The organism is Acidobacteriota bacterium (assembly GCA_030774055.1).
In the GTDB taxonomy this organism is placed as follows: Bacteria; Acidobacteriota; Terriglobia; order Terriglobales; family Acidobacteriaceae; genus JACPNR01.
The window spans coordinates 1-16,141 of the sequence record JALYLW010000091.1 but is presented as its reverse complement, the minus strand read 5'-3'; the positions used below and the strand labels follow the sequence as shown (position 1 = coordinate 16,141).

General features: G+C 63.5%; 17 protein-coding genes. 7 read left to right on the top strand and 10 right to left on the bottom strand.

Annotated elements, in window-relative coordinates; translation table 11 throughout:
* Nucleotides 1-58: 58 nt before the first annotated feature.
* Together M3P27_07440 and M3P27_07435 are read left to right on the top strand one after the other, a co-directional pair.
* Nucleotides 59-607: an adenine phosphoribosyltransferase gene (locus M3P27_07440; GenBank protein ID MDP9268147.1), complete on the top strand. Its 549-nt coding sequence runs from the start codon at nucleotides 59-61 to the stop codon at nucleotides 605-607.
* 286 nt (nucleotides 608-893) lie between these two features.
* Nucleotides 894-2,720 carry a SpoIIE family protein phosphatase gene (locus M3P27_07435; GenBank protein MDP9268146.1) on the top strand — a complete coding sequence of 609 codons (1,827 nt, stop codon included), beginning with the start codon at nucleotides 894-896 and terminating at the stop codon, nucleotides 2,718-2,720.
* 10 nt (nucleotides 2,721-2,730) lie between these two features.
* Here M3P27_07435 and M3P27_07430 read toward each other — a convergent pair whose 3' ends face one another.
* The 3 genes from M3P27_07430 to M3P27_07420 all read right to left on the bottom strand — a co-directional run bounded on the left by M3P27_07430 (nucleotide 2,731) and on the right by M3P27_07420 (nucleotide 5,291).
* Nucleotides 2,731-2,991, bottom strand: coding sequence for a hypothetical protein (locus M3P27_07430; protein MDP9268145.1), 261 nt, complete (start codon nucleotides 2,989-2,991; stop codon nucleotides 2,731-2,733).
* Nucleotides 2,992-3,099: 108 nt separating this feature from the next.
* Nucleotides 3,100-4,686 (bottom strand): phosphoenolpyruvate carboxykinase (ATP), encoded by a 1,587-nt coding sequence (gene pckA / locus M3P27_07425; GenBank protein ID MDP9268144.1) that lies wholly within the window; start codon nucleotides 4,684-4,686, stop codon nucleotides 3,100-3,102.
* Nucleotides 4,687-4,850: 164 nt separating this feature from the next.
* Nucleotides 4,851-5,291: a hypothetical protein gene (locus M3P27_07420; protein MDP9268143.1), complete on the bottom strand. Its 441-nt coding sequence runs from the start codon at nucleotides 5,289-5,291 to the stop codon at nucleotides 4,851-4,853.
* A gap of 10 nt (nucleotides 5,292-5,301) precedes the next feature.
* Here M3P27_07420 and pgeF point away from each other — a divergent pair, with 10 nt between their 5' ends.
* From pgeF to M3P27_07405, 3 genes are read left to right on the top strand one after another with little or no spacing between them, the layout of a single operon-like run.
* The gene (gene pgeF, locus M3P27_07415; GenBank protein ID MDP9268142.1) at nucleotides 5,302-6,222 is read left to right on the top strand and encodes a peptidoglycan editing factor PgeF; all 921 of its coding nucleotides are present in this window, start codon (nucleotides 5,302-5,304) and stop codon (nucleotides 6,220-6,222) included.
* A 39-nt stretch (nucleotides 6,223-6,261) separates the two neighbouring features.
* Nucleotides 6,262-7,491, top strand: a complete 1,230-nt coding sequence (locus M3P27_07410; protein ID MDP9268141.1) for an ABC transporter permease — start codon at nucleotides 6,262-6,264, stop codon at nucleotides 7,489-7,491.
* 3 nt (nucleotides 7,492-7,494) lie between these two features.
* On the top strand, nucleotides 7,495-8,730 hold the full coding sequence (locus M3P27_07405; GenBank protein ID MDP9268140.1) for an ABC transporter permease: 1,236 nt from the start codon (nucleotides 7,495-7,497) through the stop codon (nucleotides 8,728-8,730).
* 138 nt (nucleotides 8,731-8,868) lie between these two features.
* Here M3P27_07405 and M3P27_07400 read toward each other — a convergent pair whose 3' ends face one another.
* Both M3P27_07400 and sppA read right to left on the bottom strand, forming a co-directional pair.
* Complete coding sequence (locus M3P27_07400; GenBank protein ID MDP9268139.1) at nucleotides 8,869-9,156, bottom strand: integration host factor subunit beta; 288 nt, start codon at nucleotides 9,154-9,156, stop codon at nucleotides 8,869-8,871.
* 113 nt (nucleotides 9,157-9,269) lie between these two features.
* A complete protein-coding gene (gene sppA, locus M3P27_07395; GenBank protein ID MDP9268138.1) occupies nucleotides 9,270-10,310 on the bottom strand; it encodes a signal peptide peptidase SppA in 1,041 nt (346 codons plus the stop codon).
* Between the two features lie 211 nt (nucleotides 10,311-10,521).
* Between sppA and M3P27_07390 the strand changes: the two genes are divergently transcribed.
* Nucleotides 10,522-11,202: a hypothetical protein gene (locus M3P27_07390; GenBank protein ID MDP9268137.1), complete on the top strand. Its 681-nt coding sequence runs from the start codon at nucleotides 10,522-10,524 to the stop codon at nucleotides 11,200-11,202.
* Between the two features lie 15 nt (nucleotides 11,203-11,217).
* Nucleotides 11,218-11,799 (top strand): FmdE family protein, encoded by a 582-nt coding sequence (locus tag M3P27_07385; protein MDP9268136.1) that lies wholly within the window; start codon nucleotides 11,218-11,220, stop codon nucleotides 11,797-11,799.
* A 76-nt stretch (nucleotides 11,800-11,875) separates the two neighbouring features.
* On the opposite strand, the gene gatA is transcribed toward M3P27_07385, so the two are convergent.
* The 5 genes from gatA to M3P27_07360 form a co-directional block, all read right to left on the bottom strand.
* Nucleotides 11,876-13,327, bottom strand: a complete 1,452-nt coding sequence (gene gatA / locus M3P27_07380) for an Asp-tRNA(Asn)/Glu-tRNA(Gln) amidotransferase subunit GatA (protein ID MDP9268135.1) — start codon at nucleotides 13,325-13,327, stop codon at nucleotides 11,876-11,878.
* A gap of 53 nt (nucleotides 13,328-13,380) precedes the next feature.
* Nucleotides 13,381-13,695: an Asp-tRNA(Asn)/Glu-tRNA(Gln) amidotransferase subunit GatC gene (gene gatC / locus M3P27_07375; GenBank protein MDP9268134.1), complete on the bottom strand. Its 315-nt coding sequence runs from the start codon at nucleotides 13,693-13,695 to the stop codon at nucleotides 13,381-13,383.
* The gene (locus M3P27_07370) at nucleotides 13,692-14,042 is read right to left on the bottom strand and encodes a DUF721 domain-containing protein (protein ID MDP9268133.1); all 351 of its coding nucleotides are present in this window, start codon (nucleotides 14,040-14,042) and stop codon (nucleotides 13,692-13,694) included. Before M3P27_07370 ends, gatC begins: the two co-directional genes overlap by 4 nt.
* 256 nt (nucleotides 14,043-14,298) lie before the next feature.
* On the bottom strand, nucleotides 14,299-15,678 hold the full coding sequence (locus tag M3P27_07365; protein ID MDP9268132.1) for a CCA tRNA nucleotidyltransferase: 1,380 nt from the start codon (nucleotides 15,676-15,678) through the stop codon (nucleotides 14,299-14,301).
* 89 nt (nucleotides 15,679-15,767) lie between these two features.
* Nucleotides 15,768-16,037, bottom strand: coding sequence for a hypothetical protein (locus M3P27_07360; protein ID MDP9268131.1), 270 nt, complete (start codon nucleotides 16,035-16,037; stop codon nucleotides 15,768-15,770).
* Nucleotides 16,038-16,141 lie beyond the last annotated feature (104 nt).

Below are 16,141 nucleotides of genomic sequence, written 5' to 3'. Positions count from 1 at the left end.
AGGCGAAGCCGATCCGGTCGCCGGAATGAGTTCATTTCGTATTGAAGGAGCGTGGTAAATGCGGTCTACTTCCCCCGCCATGAATGCCGATCAGCTGAAATATCTCATCCGTGAAATCCCCGATTTCCCCAAGAAGGGAATACTTTTCTACGACATCACCACGCTGCTCAAGGACAAGACCGGGCTGGCCACGCTGATCGACGCGCTGGCCGAGTACTACATCGGCAAGAAAGTCGACCTCGTGGTGGGCATCGAGGCGCGGGGATTCATCTTTGGGCCGGCACTGGCGTATCGGCTGAATGCCGGGTTCGTCCCGGTACGCAAGCCGAAGAAGCTGCCCGGGGAGACGCACAAGGTCACCTACCAGCTCGAGTACGGCTCCGACTCACTCGAGCTGCACAAGGACGCGGTGGTGAAAGGGCAGCGCGTGGTCATCGTGGACGACCTGCTCGCGACCGGCGGCACGGCCGCAGCCACGGTGCAGCTCGCCCAGCAATCCGGCGCGGAGATCGCCGGGCTCGGCTTCGCCATCGAACTCGACTTCCTCAAAGGACGCGAGCGGCTGGCCGGGTACGACGTCTTCTCGCTGCTGCATTACGACAAGTGAGTCCACTCCTTGTGAACGCGCGAAGGATGACGAAAAAGCCGCCAGGTGGGAGGATGCCCGTGCCCGGCGGCGCGGACCGCGTCATGCCCCGAAGGGTCAGGTGCGATCCTATGCCCTCTCAGAGGCGCGGGATGGCGAGGCGGATGGCCGCCGAAAATGCGGTGTTAACCGTATTTACAATGGGGGCCGAGGCCGCTTATAGTAGCGAAGCTTAAGTCTCCCCTCCTTACAGCTGAGCACCCGGCTGCGCGGCGCCAAACCGCCAGGCGGCCCTCGGAAAGGCTTCGTGAGCGCGAAATCCGCAGCAGCAGAAAAAGAGGCACGCAAAGACTTCGTCACCGCTTTTGCGGATGCGGTCCAGCGCTTCACCTCCCCGGCCACCAATGACGAGGTGCTCGCGCTCGTGCCCAACATGCTGGTGCATGACTTTGCCGCGGAGCGCTCGGAACTGTGGCTCTGGGATGAGCAGTCCGGCTCTGCCTACCTGACGCATTCCGCCACCCAAGCAGGGGGCAAAGACGTAAGCCACCGCCACGACTACGCCGCCAAGAGTGAGGGCGTGATCGGCAAGGTCGCCGCGGTCAGCAAGACGATCGAGAACATCAAGCTGGCAAGCTTTGGCGGCGACGATCAGGAGTTCGCCGAGCGCACCGGATTCAGCCACGTTTCCGCTTATCCGCTGGCCGCGCGCGGACGCTTGGGCGGCGTGATCGTGAACTACGCCACCGGGCCGGTGTCGGAAGAGATATTGAAATGGTGGCTGCTCTACGCCGAGATCACCAGCGTGAGCGTGCAGCAGGCGCTGGCGGCGCAGGAGAGCCAGAAGACCATCACGCAGCTTTCGCTGCTCTTTGAAGCCACGCGCCTGTTGAACTCGACGCTCGACTTGGCCGAGCTGCTCGACCTGATCTTGAAGATCGCGCGCACCGAAGTGAAAGCCGATCGCGGCACCGTATTCCTGGTGGACCCGCAGAAGAAAGAATTGTGGTCGATCGTGGCGTCGGGATTGCAGAACCAGGAGATCCGCCTGCCCTTCGGCAAGGGTGTGGCCGGCCGCGTGGGCGAGACCGGCGAAGCCGTCAACATCGACGACGCCTACAACCTGCCCTACTTCGACCGCAGCTTTGACACCAAGACCGGCTATCGCACCAAATCGCTGCTTTGCCTGCCCATCCGGCACCACACCGGCGAGATCGTGGGCGTCATCCAGCTGCTGAACGCGGTGAATGGCAAGTTCAAGCCTGAAGACCTCGACTTCCTGCAGAAACTCAGCGGCCACATGGCGATGGCGCTCGAGAATGCGCGCTTGCACCGTGAGTCGCTGGAGAAACAGCGCCTGCAGCGGGAGATGGATCTGGCGCGGAGCATCCAGCGGTCGCTGTTGCCGGAGGCGCCGCCGGTGGTCCCCGGATACGAGATCGCGGTGCTCAACGAGCCCTGCTTCGAGTGTGGCGGCGATTATTACGACTTCCTGAATCTTGGTCCGCAGACGTTGCTGCTCGTGGTTGCCGACGTGGAAGGCAAAGGCGTGGCGTCCGCGCTGGTGATGAGCAACCTGCAAGCCACGTTGCGTGCGCTGGTGATGCACTTGCATTCGCTCGAAGTGTTGACCCTCTCGCTCAACGAGATGATCTACAACGACACCAAGAGCGAGAAGTATCTTTCCATCTTCTTGGGCCTGGTGGACACGCGGCGCAATGGCCTGCACTACATCAACGCCGGGCACGTGCCGCCCATCCTGGTTTCCGGCGCGACGGGCGAGTGGAAGCAGCTGACCGATGGTGGCACCGTCATCGGATTGTTTCCGCACGCGGAGTATCAGCGCGGTTCGGTGAAACTGAATCCCGGCGACGTGCTGGTGACCTGCACCGACGGCATCGGCGAAGCGCAGGACACCAAGGAAGAGGAGTACGGCTCCGAGCGGCTGGCTGATTGCATCGCGCGCAATCGCGACAAGAGCGCGCAGGAGATCGTGGACATCGTGCTGCGCGAGGTGACCGACTGGTCACGCGGCGGCACCCACGTGGACGACAAAGTGCTGATGATCCTCAAGGTCAACGATCAGGGGAGCATCACGCAGGCGATCGCCCGCGGCGAGCCGCGGCACCCGTAAGGACCAGTGGTCAGTGGTCAGTGGTCAGTACCAGCCGCTGTCCCGCCTTCAGATAGCCCTTCTTCCGGAACCAATCTTCCATCGCAGGTTGCAGCTTTTCGAGTGGGACGCGCGCGCCGGCCTCCATCTGGCCGTCGGCGGTGGGCAGGGTGTCATCAAAAACGGCGTCGTTGGTGAAGTTGCGCATGGCAAAGCTGTCGAGCCACTTCAGCGGGCAGGGCAGCCGTTTGCCGTCAGCTTCGTATTCGACGCGAAGTTTTCTGGAAAACATAGTGGCTAGTGGCTGGTGACTAGTGGCTAGTCTGAACACTCGTCTGAACAAAGGAGCGCCGCTTCCGCGCGACGCTCCTTCTGAGAACTGAGAACCGGGAACTGAGAACTACTTCATGACCGGGGACGGGCCGGCCGCACGCACCGCTTCGGGGGCGTCGAACCTCTGGAAGTTCTTCACGAAACGCTCGGCCAACTCGGCCGCCTTCTTGTCATAAGCGTTCTTGTCGGTCCAGGAGTCGCGCGGGTTCAGCACCCGTTCGGGGATGCTATCGATGTGCTTGGGGATGGAAAGCCCGAAGGCGGGCTCGTGGACGAACTCCACATCGTTCAACTGTCCGCCGATCGCCGCGCGCACCATGGCGCGAGTGTAGGGAAGGCTCATGCGTTTTCCCGTGCCATAGGGGCCGCCATACCATCCCGTATTCACCAGCCAGCATTGCGCGCCGTGCTTGCGCATGCGTTCGCCGAGCATCTCAGCGTAGACCTTGGGGGCACGCGGCATAAAAGGCGCGCCGAAGCAGGTGGAGAAAGTCGCCTGCGGATCCTTCACGCCCGCCTCGGTGCCCGCGACTTTGGCGGTGTATCCGGAGAGGAAGTGGTACATCGCCTGTTCGGGCGAGAGTTTGGCGATGGGGGGCAGCACGCCAAAGGCGTCGGCGGTGAGGAAGACGATCTGTTTGGGATGCGTGCCGATGCCGGGGATGATCGCGTTCTCGATGTAGTCGATGGGATACGCGGCGCGCGTGTTCTCGGTCAATCGGTCGTCGTCGTAATCGGGGATCTTGGTCTCGGGATCGAGCACCACGTTCTCGAGCACGGTGCCGGTGCGCAACGCGTTCCAGATCTGCGGCTCGTTGGCCTTCGAGAGCTTGATGCACTTGGCGTAACAACCGCCCTCGAAGTTGAAGATGCCGGTGGGCGACCAGCCATGCTCGTCGTCGCCGATGAGCCGGCGCGAGGGATCGGCGGAGAGCGTGGTCTTGCCGGTGCCGGACAATCCAAAGAAGAGCGCGGTATCGCCCGCAGCGCCGAGGTTCGCCGAGCAGTGCATGGGAAAGACGTCGCGCTCGGGCAGCATGAAGTTCATGATCCCGAAGACGGACTTCTTCATCTCCCCGGCGTAGCGCGTGCCGCCGATGAGCACCATCCGGCGGGTGAAATCGAGCAGGATGAAGGCTTCGGAGTTGGTGCCATCGCGCCCGGGTTCGGCGAGGAATCCGGGGGCGCAGATGACGGTGAATTCGGGGTTGTGATCCTTCAGTTCGGCGGCGCCGGGGCGAACGAACAATTGCCGGACGAACAGGTTGTGCCACGCGTATTCGTTCACGAAGCGCACCGGCAGGCGATACTGCGGATCGGCGCCGGCGTAAAGGTCTTGCACGAAGATGTCTTTGCCCTTGAGATAGCCGAGCACGCGGCCGAGCAGGGCCTCGAACTTTTCCGGAGCGAAAGGCTGGTTGACCGTGCCCCAATCCACCGTGCCGGCGGTGAGGGCGTCTTTCACGATGAAGCGGTCTTGGGGGGAGCGCCCGGTGCGCTTGCCGGTCTCGGCGACGAGCGCGCCGTTCGAAGCCAGTACCGCTTCCTTGCGCTCGAGCGCAAACGCGGTGAGGTCTTTGGCTTTGAGGTTGCGGCGAACGTTGCCGCCTTCCAGTAACTGGTCCAGCTCGCTGAGCTGCGTCCTGGTAGACATGAGCGCGATTCTCCTCACTCCCGAAACCTTCATTGTGCATCTTCCGGCAGGCGCTTGCCAAGAAAGGAACAAGGAAGGGCACTAGGCCAGGATGCGGCGGGGGATCTATAGCTTTCGGAGGCGCCTAGAAGGGCGTCTCTACCCGGGGACGTTTGGCCAGGGGGCTAGAGGGCTTCCGCAGGGACAGGCTTTTCCGCTAGAACCGCCTGCACGTGCTGGAGCGTCTCCGCGACGCCGAGCGAATACATCTCGCGGCCGCTGGCAGAGCCGTCTTCAATCGCCCGCTTGAGGTAGTGGCCGGCGGTCTGGATGGCGAGTGGGTCGGTGAGCACGCGGCCGGTGCGCGCGTGGTACTCGATCCACGCAGGATGCGGCAGCGCGATCCAGACCGGCTGCCCATCCACCATGAACTTTATGTCGATGGCGTCGGCATGGCGGGTGGAGATGGCGGTGATCAGCGCCTGGAAGACGCAGTGCTGCGGCTTGCCGCTCCAACGCTCGGTGACATGGAAGTCGGAATACATGCGCGGGAAGATGGTAGCAGAGGAGAAAGGAGAAAGGACAAGCGCGGCCGCCATTCCCGTTTCTACGCGGCCGTCTGCCATAATCAAAACCATGACGGCAACCAGAAAACCATCGGCGGTGCGCGTGTTGCGCGCCAAGCCGCTCGAGCGCGTGCCGTGGCTGGTGCACGGCTTCTCGACGCGGCCGGGCGGAGTGTCAAAGGCATACGGCCGCGCGGACGATCTCAATCTCGGTTTTACCAAAGCGGACGCGCGGGGTTCTGTGGAACGCAACCGCCGACGTTTTTTGGATGCGCTAGGTGCGGGCGGAAGCGAGGCTTGGCCGCTCGTCACGCTGAAGCAGGTGCACTCCGACGTGATTCATCGCATTGATAAAGCGCGGGCCTCGAAGCTTGGGAAAACGCAGCCGGCGCTGACTGGCGACGGCCTGGTCACCAATGTTCCCGGCGTGCTGCTCGCCATACAGGCCGCGGACTGCCTGCCCGTCCTGGTGGTGGATCCGGAACACCGCGCCGTGGGGGCGTTCCACGCGGGATGGCGCGGCACGCTGGCGCGCATCGTGGAAAAAGGTGTGGGCAGGATGCGCAAGGAGTTCGGTTCCGACCCGGACAAGCTGCTCGCCGCCATCGGCCCCGGCGTCGGCGTGTGCTGTTATGCGGTCGGCGCCGAGGTGCGCGACAAGTTCGAGTCACAATTTCCCTGCGCCGGCGAGTTGTTCGAAGAGGTCTACAAGTCCGACCCGGTGCGCGAGCGGTATCCGCTGCTCTTCCTCACCGCGCGCGCTCCTGGACACAGCGAGACCATCGGGCCGCAACTGCACCTCGACCTCGCCAAAGCCAACCGGCGGCAGCTCGAAGACGCCGGCGTCCCGCCGGCGAACATCACCGGCCTCGCGATGTGCACGGCGTGCAAGCCGAAGCTGCTGTTCTCTTACCGGGCTCAATCTGGCAAGACGGGGCGGCTGCTGGGTGCGGTGGGGATCCGGCCGAAGGCAGCGACGGCGAAGTCCTAGGGAGGCAGCGGGGAAGCTGCTAGGATTTCCGGCACCGCCATGTCCAAACGAGAAGTATTGCGGATCGCGTTCGAGGCGCTGCGCGCGCACAAACTGCGCTCTTTCCTCACCTTGCTGGGCGTGATCATCGGCGTGGCCAGCGTGATCGCGGTGGTCTCCGTGGTGCAGGGGCTGAACGAATACGTGACCGCGCAGGTGATGGAGTTCGGTTCCACCTCCTTCAGTGTGAGCAAATTCTCCCAGGGCTTCAGCTCGCTCGACGATTACTGGCGCGAGTCGCGGCGGCACAACCTGACGCTCGAGGACATGACGGCGATCGAGAGCGACTGCGCCAACTGCCAGTTGGTGGCGGGCGTCTACAACGAATTCAAGACGGCGAAGCGCGGCAACAAGAGCGCGGAGAACGTGGACCTGCGCGGCGTCACGGTCAACGCGCCGTTCATCGGCTCGGTGATGGAGCTGAGCGAGGGCCGGCACTTCGCCGCGCTCGACATCGAGCACGCGCGCGATGAGATCATCATCGGCGCCGACGTGGTGGACCGCCTCTTCACCGAAGGCGAAGACCCGCTCGACAAAGAGATCACGCTCGACGGGCGCGTCTTCACCGTGATCGGCGTGGCCGAGCGCAAAGGGCAATTCCTCGGCTCGCCGCAGGATAACTTCGTGCGCATCCCGATCAGCGTGTTCAAGAAGATGTACGCGACCAGCACGCGGTCCTTGAACATCCAGGTGCAATCGCGCACGCCGCGCGACATGCAGCTGGCGATGGAAGAGACGCGCGTGATCCTGCGCAGCCGCATGCATCGCGGCTACAGCGATGACGACGGTTTTGCGATGGCCACCGCCGAGACCTTCCTCGACTTGTGGCGCAACGCCACCGCGGCCATCTTCATGGTGATGATCATCGTGGCTTCGATCTCGCTGGTGGTAGGCGGCGTGGTCATCATGAACATCATGCTGGTGTCGGTGACGGAGCGGCGCAAGGAGATCGGCATCCGCAAAGCGGTGGGCGCGAAGCAGGCGGACATCCTCAAACAGTTCCTCGCCGAGAGCGTGATCCTCTCGGTCCTGGGCGGCGGGCTCGGCATCGGCTTGGGCATCCTGGTCGCATTCATCGTTTCCTGGACGTCGCCGCTGCCGGCCGCGATCCGGGTGTGGAGCATCTTCGTTGCGGTGCTGGTGGCCTCGGCGATCGGCATCTTCTTCGGCATCTATCCGGCGCGAGCGGCGGCCAAGCTCGATCCGGTAGTGGCATTGCAGTCGGAGTAACGCATGTTCTGGCAGATCATCGGCATGGCGCTGAGCACGATCCGCGGCAACAAGCTGCGCTCGTTCCTCACCATCCTCGGCATCGTGATCGGCATCACCACGGTGGTCGCCATCGCCGCCGTGATCCAGGGACTGAATGGATGGTTCGCGCACCAGGTCTCCAGCCTGGGCTCGAACATTGTTACCGTCACGCGCCTGCCGCAGTTTTCCGGACGCTTTCCCACGGAAGAAGAACGGCAGCGCAAGGAATTGACGCGCGACGATGCTGAGGCGGTGCGCCTGGAAGCGAAGAACGTGGAGATGGTGACCAGCATCCTGGCACTCGACTTCCAGAGATTTCCCAACCCGAACGTGCGCAGCGGACGCATCCATGCGGCGAACGTGAAGGTGTTCGGCGTGGAGCCCGACTACATGAATGTCTACGTTTCCTTCGTCCGTTCCGGGCGCTTCCTCAGCGAGGGCGACGTCTACCATCGCGCGCCCGTGGTGGTGCTGGGCGCCACCGTGGCGGAGACCATGTTTCCCAGCCAGGATCCGGTCGGCAAGACGGTGTTTTTCGAGAACGACTCCTTCGAGGTCATCGGCGTGCTGGAGAAGCGCGGCTCCATCTTCGGCTTCGATCGCGACAACTTCATCTGGCTGCCGATCACGACGATGCTGAAGCTGCATCCGGAATCGAAGGACGGCCTGACCATCGCGATGAAGGCGAATTCGCAGGAAGCGATCCCGCTGGTGATGGACCAGGTGACGGAGCTGATGCGGCGGCGGCGGCACGTGCCCAGCAACCAGCCCAACTCGTTCGACGTGGGCTCGCAGAATCAGTTCATCGATTTCTACAAAGCGCTGACCGGCGGCGCGTACCTGGTGGCCATCGTGGTCGCGTCCATCGGACTGATGGTCGGCGGCATCGGCGTGATGAACATCATGCTGGTGTCGGTGACGGAGCGCACGCGCGAGATCGGCGTGCGTAAAGCCATTGGCGCGCGGCGCAGCCACATCCTGCTGCAATTCCTGCTGGAAGCGATGGTGCTCACCGGCATCGGTGGCGTGATCGGGATCATCCTGGGCTCGCTCATCAGCGTGCTGGTCAACTGGCTCTCGCCCGTGCCCTCGGCCATGCCGGTGTTCTGGATCGCGCTGGCGTTCGCGGTATCGGTCTCGGTGGGATTGTTCTTCGGGATCTATCCAGCGGCGCGGGCGGCGGCGCTCGATCCTATCGAGGCGTTGCGGTATGAGTAGGTCGAAAACCGTCGGCCACGGATCTCACGGATGACACGGATGGATCAAGATGGGAAAGCGGGTCGGGTATGGCAGCAAATGAAAAAGGCCGGCAATGAGCCAGCCTTCAAGAATCCGTGCTATCCGTGATATCCGTGGCTAATGCTTTTCGCCGGTGTTGACCAGGTCCTTCAGTTCCTTTGACGGCTTGAAGTAAGGGATACGCTTTGCCGGGACCTCGACGCGCGCGCCCGTCTTGGGATTGCGTCCCACGCGCGGCTTGCGCTGGCGGGTGCGGAAGCTGCCAAAACCGCGGATCTCGATCTTGTCGCCGGCGCGCAGCGAGTGCACCACGCTATCGAAGATGGTCTCAACGATCACTTCGCTGTCTTTGCGAGTCAACTCCGCCAGGCGCGATACCTCGTCGATCAGATCGGCTTTCGTCATAACGACTAGCTCCGTGGTCTTGAGATTGGGCCCGAGTTATCTCCTGAAATCCATCTCCTGGTTTACGCGCTGCTCTATTTCCCTGATCTATTTCCCTGATCTATTTCCCTGATCTATTTCCACAGATAGTAGAACCCGACGTGGGTCTCAAGCAAACGAGCCTTGCTGGGAAGCAGTTCACTGATGTCTCCGAAAAGCACGTCGGCCAAGGTACGGCGCTGCGGCTCGGGATGCACGATAGTCGGCTCGCCCTGGATGCCGACCGACTTTGCCGTGTCCGCGATGCAGGCTTGGAAGTCGCCGATCTCATCCACCAGCTTGAGGTCTTTGCCTTGCTTGCCGGTCCAGACGCGGCCGTCGGCGAGCGCCTTCACATCTTCGAGCTTCATCTTGCGGCCCTCGGAGACGGCGCCCATGAACTGGCCATACATGTCGTTGATCAGGCCTTGCAGGTATTCCTTTTCGCGCGGAGTGAGCTCGCGCGTGGGCGAGCCCGTGTCTTTGAATTCTCCGGTCTTGAAGGTGATGGGCTTGAGCTTCGCCCACTTGACCAGGTCTTCGTAGTTGTACCACTCGGCGATCACCCCGATCGAGCCCACGACCGAGCCCGGATTGGCGAAGATCTTGTCGCTGGCGGAGGCGATGTAGTAGCCGCCGGAAGCGCCGACCGTCTCGATGGAGGTGACGACCTTCTTCTTCTTCTCCTCGCGGATGCGCTTGACCGCGGTGTAGATCTCCTGCGAAGCGGCGACGCCACCGCCCGGGGTATCCATGTGCAGGATGATGGCTTTGACGGAATCGTCGTCGCCATATTTCTTCAACTGCTTCACCACGGTGCGCGGCTCGAAGATGACGCCCTCGATATCCACGACCGCGATCTTGTCGCCAAAGCCGGAGAACTCGGCGTTGTGGTTATCCGTCTTCACGCTGAAATAGATAAGCAGGAAGACGGCGAGCAGGAAGGCGAAGAAGGCGCCCCCGCCGATCACCACCCAGAGCCACACGCGCGGTTTCTTACTCTGCGGACCACCGCCCGGCGGCGGCGAAGCGAGGAACGGAGGCGGCGGGGAGTACGAGACCGGCGGCGCGTAGGTCGGCTGCTGCGGCGCCTGATACGGCGGCTGGGGCGGCTGGTTGGGGTCCATCGGGTCCATGGGTTTCTCGACCTTGGGGAATCGCAAGTGTAGCACCAGCCGCGGGTTGCGGCCATGCGAGGAGGGAGTTGGGTCGGGGACCTCACGGATAAGGTGGGCCACGCGCCTCAATCCAATAACGGTTCAGCCGGATGGGACGACATCATCACAACCCGACTGAACAGTTACTGAGGCTGCTGGCGCCGGCCGCGCAACGGACTACACTAAGTCCGTGCGCCGCATCCTCCTCATCGTCTTCTTGCTTGCCGGTTGCGCTTTCGCCAAGCAGCACACCATCACCTTCGGCAAGCCGATGGCGGTGAAGCTCTTCGTGGGGCCGTCCGAAGACAAGACGCAAGCGATGACCGTCCGCGCGCTCTATGTGGACGGCAACCTGCGCGAGTTCACCACCGGCGAGCCGCACGATGTCACGGACCGGATGTTCGTTGTCCGGCGAGTATTTCGGGTGAACGACGCGCTGCCCACGGACGATAAAAAAGTGCCGGCATGGAAGTGGCAGCGCGGCGGCTGGCTCATGGTCGAGCGCGCCAGTGGGCACGTCACGCGGCTCAACTTGCCTGACTTCGATCCCTACTATTCCAACGCGACCTGGTTTCGCGATTATGCCGCGTACTGCGGACTCTCCCAGAGCGACGCCGCCAGCAAGCTCTACGCGGTGGTGGTGCAGCTGGGGCAGAAGCGTCCGCTGATCCACAAGCAGCTGGGCGCAGCGCGCGGCGAGGAAATGCCCGACTCGGAATGCGCGCCGCCGAAGTGGGAGCGCGCGCCGGTGCGCGTGACGTTTGCGCCGGTGGGCAAGCCGGCGGCAAGCTTTGAAGTCCACGGGCGCTGGGCCGAGCCGGCGGAGACGCCGGCAACGGCCGGTTCTTCGGAAGACGACGATAAGGAATAATGAAGTCGTGAAGTCATGAAAACATTGGATGAATTCCTCGCCGACGCCGCGCAAGCCCACGGACATCTCTGCGCCGGCCAGGTGCTGGGCGTGCGCATGGCCATGCTCGGCCTGGAAAAACTCGGCATCGAAGACCCGCGCGGCAAAGACCGCAAGCGCCTGGTGACGTTCGTAGAGATCGATCGCTGCGCCACCGACGCCGTGGCCGTGGTCACCGGCTGCCGCCTGGGAAAGCGCGCGCTGAAGTTCCGCGACTGGGGAAAAGTCGCGGCCACGTTCATCGACGTGGCCAGCGGACGCGCGGTGCGCATCGCGGCGAAGGAATCCTCGAAGGAGCTGGCGCGGCGGGCGCATCCCGAACTGGCCGACAAGAACCAGCAGCAGATGCTGGCCTACCGCGAGCTCGCGATCGACGACCTGTTCGACGTCCGCTGGGTGAAGGTCGCGCTCGGGCCCGAGGAATTTCCGGGATACAAAGGCGCGCGTACGGTGTGTGCGCTTTGCGGCGAAGGCATCAACTTCCGCCGCGAGGTGCAGCGTGACGGCAAAACGCTGTGCCGCTCGTGCGCCGGCGAGAGTTATTACGAACCGCTCTGAAAGTTCGCCCAGCATTCTTCCTCCCACACAAGCAAAACCGGCTTGTGTGGGGCACCCACATTTTCGGCCCTAGAACTCAGAAGGCGCCGCGCGCGTGTTCGTACGCGTGGCCGAGTCGGAAGAGGGTGGGCTCGTCGAAGCGGCGCGCGAGGATCTGCAGGCCGATGGGCAGGCCCGACTTGGTCTTGCCGCACGGGATCGAGATCCCGGGCACGCCGGCTAGGTTAGCGGTGACGGTGTAGATGTCGGCGAGGTACATGGCGAGCGGGTTCCCCGCCTTTTCGCCGAGCTTGAACGCGGCGGTGGGCGTGGTGGGGGTGACGATGGCATCGACCGTGGTGAAGGCGTTATCGAGATCGCGCGTGAGCAACGCGCGTACGCGCTGTGCCTTGAGATAGTAGGCATCGTAGTATCCGGCGGAGAGCACATAGGTGCCGAGCATGATGCGACGCTTGACCTCGTAGCCAAAACCTTCGTCGCGCGTCTGGCGGTACATCTCGGTGAGCGTCTTCGGATGACCTTTGTCATTCAAACCAACGCGGAAGCCGTAGCGGACGCCGTCGTAACGCGCGAGGTTCGAGCTGGCCTCCGCGGTCGCCAGCACGTAATACGTCGGGATCGCATACTTGGTGTGCGGCAGCGAGATGGGAACGACCTCGCAGCCGAGCTCGCTGATCTTCTCGACCGCCGCCTCGACCGAGGCACGGACTTCCTCGTCGAGGCCTTCGCCGAAATATTCCCTGGGGACACCAACCCTTAATCCCTTCACCGGCTTGCCGATCTCGGCAGCGTAATCCGGCACCGGCACATTCGCGCAGGTGGGATCGAGCGCATCGTGCCCCGCGATGTGCTGCAAGATGAGGGCGGCATCCTTCACCGAGCGCGTCATCGGACCGATGCGATCGAGGGACGACGCGAAAGCGATGAGGCCGTAGCGCGAGACGCGCCCGTAGGTGGGCATGAGTCCGACGATGCCGCAAAATGCAGCCGGTTGGCGGATCGACCCGCCAGTATCCGAGCCCAGCGCGGCGACCGCGGTGCCGTTGGCGACTGCCGCCGCCGAGCCGCCGCTCGAGCCACCGGGAACGCGCGACTTGTCGTGCGGATTCTTCACCACGCCGTACGCCGAGTTCTCGTTCGACGAGCCCATGGCGAACTCGTCGCAGTTGGTTTTGCCGAGGATGATCGCGCCCGCCGCTTCCAGGCGCGCGACCGCGGTGGCGTCGTAAACGGGAAAGTAATGCTGCAACATCTTCGAACCGGCGGTAGTACGAAGCCCGCGCGTGGAGATCACGTCCTTGATGCCGATGGGCACGCCGGCAAGCGGGGGCAGCGCGTCACCTTTGTCGGCGAGGCGGTCGATGGCGGCGGCCTGCGCGAGCGCGCGCTCGGGCGGATAGATCAACCAGGCGTGAGTGTCGTCTTTCTCGATGCGCGCGTGCAGCGTCTCGACCAGCGTCTGGGCGGAGAATTGCTTCTCCTGGAGGGCGACGCGGGTGGATTCGACGGTGAGAAGGGTGGGGTCCATGGCGGCCATTTGTTCTAACGCTTCATCGCTTGATTGCTGATCGCCTCATCGCGTCATCGCTCGATGACCTTGGGGACTTTGAAGAATGTGGGCTGGCCATCGACCACGCCCGTATCGGGCGCGTTGCTGAGGGCTTCGTCGCGGGGCAGCGAGGGGCGTGTGCGGTCCTCGCGAAGAGGCGTGACGCCGGTTTCGTCACCGGCGACGAACGCCATGGGCGGGACTGCATTGGTGTCAACTTGGTTGAGCATGTCGATGTGGTCAAGCACGGCGTTCAGGTCTTTTAACATGCGCACGCGTTCTTCGGCGGTGAGCTCGAGGTTCGCCAGGCTGGCGACGTGGAGCACGTCTTTGTCGGAGACCTTCATTTGTCTCGCCGGGTCTTTGAGTTCAAGGCGGGGTTGAAGTCGGACGAGCGCTGAGGCTCCTTGCGCTCATGCCCCGGAAAGACGAACTCGATGCGCTCGACCTTGCCGTTGGTGATGCGGTTCAGCGATTCGAGATAGTGCGGCAGGAATCCGTGGAGCTGGTTGCGCCAGCCGGCGTCTGGCACTTCGACGCGCAGCACGCCGGCGGAGAGTTCGATGGCCTTCGTCTTATCGGCGACGGCGGTACCGCAGACCAGCGGCCACGCGAGCACGGCAGCCTCTTCTGGCGGCGCCTTGCTCAGCGCCTCGACCACGATCTTGCGCAATCCTGTGCCGGCGCGTTCCATGGTGGAAGAGAGGATTCTACGCTACATCGCGCGGGAGAAGACCGGGACCGAAAACCGGCCTTACCTTCGTAATCTTGCGGGTTTTTCACGCCGGGAGCAGGATAGCGCGCAGGTTGGGGCGCTGAAGGTTGGCGCTCCGCGGGTCGGGAAGGGGCAACATGCCGGGCAAGTGGAAGTTTTCAGGGTCTCCCGCGGCACGGGACAAGCTCATAGAATCCGCGATCGTGCTCCTGGTACTGGTGGCGGCCGCGATCGCTTACTGGTTCTTTCGCGGGTGAACGGCTGTGCGCGGCTGAACGGGTTCACGAGGCGGAGCGGGAAACTCGCGGCGCACGAAGTCGAGCGCGGCTTGCTTGCCGGAAAAGCGTCCTTCGAGTTGCGCGTCCTCGGCGGCTTGCAGGATGGATTTGAACTCCGGGCCGGGCTGATGGCCGAGCGCGATGAGGTCATCACCGGTGAGCAGTGGGGCGGGACGGATCTCCTCCGGCGGCGTCTCGGCAAGTTTTTGCTTCACGAAGTCATACAAAGAAAGGTCGCGATGGCTCGACAGGCAATCCATGCGGTGCAGCTCGAGGTGCTCCTCGAACTGTGGGAGGCGGAAGAAGCGCTTGAGCGTAGAGGCTTTCATGCGCGGCGCATCGGCGAAGCGCATGTGGTTGGCGACCAGAGCGCAGACTTGCTCGGTCTCGGCGTGGGAGAGGCGGAGCCGCTGACAGATAGCCTGCGCCATGCGCTCGCCGACTTCTACATGACCGTCAAAGCGGATGCGGTCGGGCGCGAGGCGGAAGGTGGGCGGCTTTCCCACGTCATGCAGCAGCGCGCCGAGCGCGAGCGCCGGCGGGCATCGAGCCTCGAGTTTCTCCAGGATCAGCAGTGTATGGACCCAGACGTCGCCCTCCGGGTGGAACTGCGGCGGCTGCTGCACCCCTTTCATGCGCTCGACCTCCGGAAGGATCTCGTGCAGTAGTCCGGTCTCGTCGAGCAGCTCGAATGCGCGCCGCGCGGCGCCCTCCGTCAACAGCTTCACGATCTCATCGCGGATGCGCTCCTGGCTGACTTGGTGGATCTGCGGCGCCAGCTTGCGGATGGCCGCGAGAGTGGCGTCGTCGATGCGGTAGCCGAAACGCGCGGCAAAGCGGACGGCGCGCAGCATGCGCAGCTTGTCCTCCGCAAAACGCAGCGCGGGCTCGCCGATGGTGCGGACGAGCTGGTTCCCGATATCGGCGCGTCCGCCGACATAGTCCACCACCTCGCCGGTGATGGGATCCATGAGCAGGCCGTTGATGGTGAAGTCGCGGCGCTGGACGTCTTCCCTCGCGTCGCGCGCGAAGACGACCGCGTCGGGATGGCGTCCGTCGGAGTAGCCCAAGTCGGAGCGAAAGGTAGCAACTTCGATGTTGAAGGGACCGCCGTCCCCTGCAAACGGAACCAGCACCACACCGAACTGGGCGCCGACGGCGTAGGTCTGCGGAAAGATGGCCATCACCTGGTCAGGCGTGGCGCTGGTGGAGACGTCGTAGTCGGCCGGCTCGCGGCCGAGGACGAGGTCGCGCACGCATCCACCGACGAGCCAGGCTTCGTGCCCGCGCGCGCGCAGGGTGCGAACGACTTCGGTAGCGGCTGCTTTCGGCGTCATGAGAAGGCGATGCCGTCTCGGCGACGGGTCACCAGTCAAGGCCATGATAGAGGATGGGGAAAGGAAGCGGCGGGCCTCAGCGGTGTCCTTTAGTCCTTCGGCGAGTGCGCGCGCAGCACTTCGCGGATCTCGCGGTTGATGCGCGCCGAGTCGCGGACGGCGGTGTCGATCATGTCTGCCCACTTCTTGCTTACGTCATCGAGCTTCGACTGCTGCAGCAGGTAGGAGGCCTGCATGATGGTCTCGATCGAGTTCGAGAGATCGTGGGCGAAGGTGCGGAGCTGCTTGCTCACCTCGGCGGACATGCCGGGCTGCTCACCCTGCGGCGTGTCGTTAGGCTGCGGCTTCGGTTGCGCCATCGTCGTTCTCCTGGGCTAGCTCGATCTTCCAATGTTCGGGTGGAGCTGGTGCCGAAGAAGGGACTCGAACCCCCACACCCTTGCGGGTACATGGACCTGAACCA

Bases quoted from the DNA above. Each gene is read 5' to 3' on its own strand.
- M3P27_07385 (MDP9268136.1), top strand. From the start codon at position 11,218: ATGAAAACATTGGATGAATTCCTCGCCGACGCCGCGCAAGCCCACGGA.
- M3P27_07405 (MDP9268140.1), top strand. From the start codon at position 7,495: ATGTTCTGGCAGATCATCGGCATGGCGCTGAGCACGATCCGCGGCAAC.
- M3P27_07365 (MDP9268132.1), bottom strand. From the start codon at position 15,678: ATGACGCCGAAAGCAGCCGCTACCGAAGTCGTTCGCACCCTGCGCGCG.
- gatA (MDP9268135.1), bottom strand. From the start codon at position 13,327: ATGGACCCCACCCTTCTCACCGTCGAATCCACCCGCGTCGCCCTCCAG.
- pgeF (MDP9268142.1), top strand. From the start codon at position 5,302: ATGACGGCAACCAGAAAACCATCGGCGGTGCGCGTGTTGCGCGCCAAG.
- M3P27_07400 (MDP9268139.1), bottom strand. From the start codon at position 9,156: ATGACGAAAGCCGATCTGATCGACGAGGTATCGCGCCTGGCGGAGTTG.
- pckA (MDP9268144.1), bottom strand. From the start codon at position 4,686: ATGTCTACCAGGACGCAGCTCAGCGAGCTGGACCAGTTACTGGAAGGC.
- gatC (MDP9268134.1), bottom strand. From the start codon at position 13,695: ATGAAGGTCTCCGACAAAGACGTGCTCCACGTCGCCAGCCTGGCGAAC.
- M3P27_07440 (MDP9268147.1), top strand. From the start codon at position 59: ATGCGGTCTACTTCCCCCGCCATGAATGCCGATCAGCTGAAATATCTC.
- M3P27_07360 (MDP9268131.1), bottom strand. From the start codon at position 16,037: ATGGCGCAACCGAAGCCGCAGCCTAACGACACGCCGCAGGGTGAGCAG.
- sppA (MDP9268138.1), bottom strand. From the start codon at position 10,310: ATGGACCCGATGGACCCCAACCAGCCGCCCCAGCCGCCGTATCAGGCG.
- M3P27_07370 (MDP9268133.1), bottom strand. From the start codon at position 14,042: ATGGAACGCGCCGGCACAGGATTGCGCAAGATCGTGGTCGAGGCGCTG.
- M3P27_07430 (MDP9268145.1), bottom strand. From the start codon at position 2,991: ATGTTTTCCAGAAAACTTCGCGTCGAATACGAAGCTGACGGCAAACGG.
- M3P27_07420 (MDP9268143.1), bottom strand. From the start codon at position 5,291: ATGGCAGACGGCCGCGTAGAAACGGGAATGGCGGCCGCGCTTGTCCTT.
- M3P27_07410 (MDP9268141.1), top strand. From the start codon at position 6,262: ATGTCCAAACGAGAAGTATTGCGGATCGCGTTCGAGGCGCTGCGCGCG.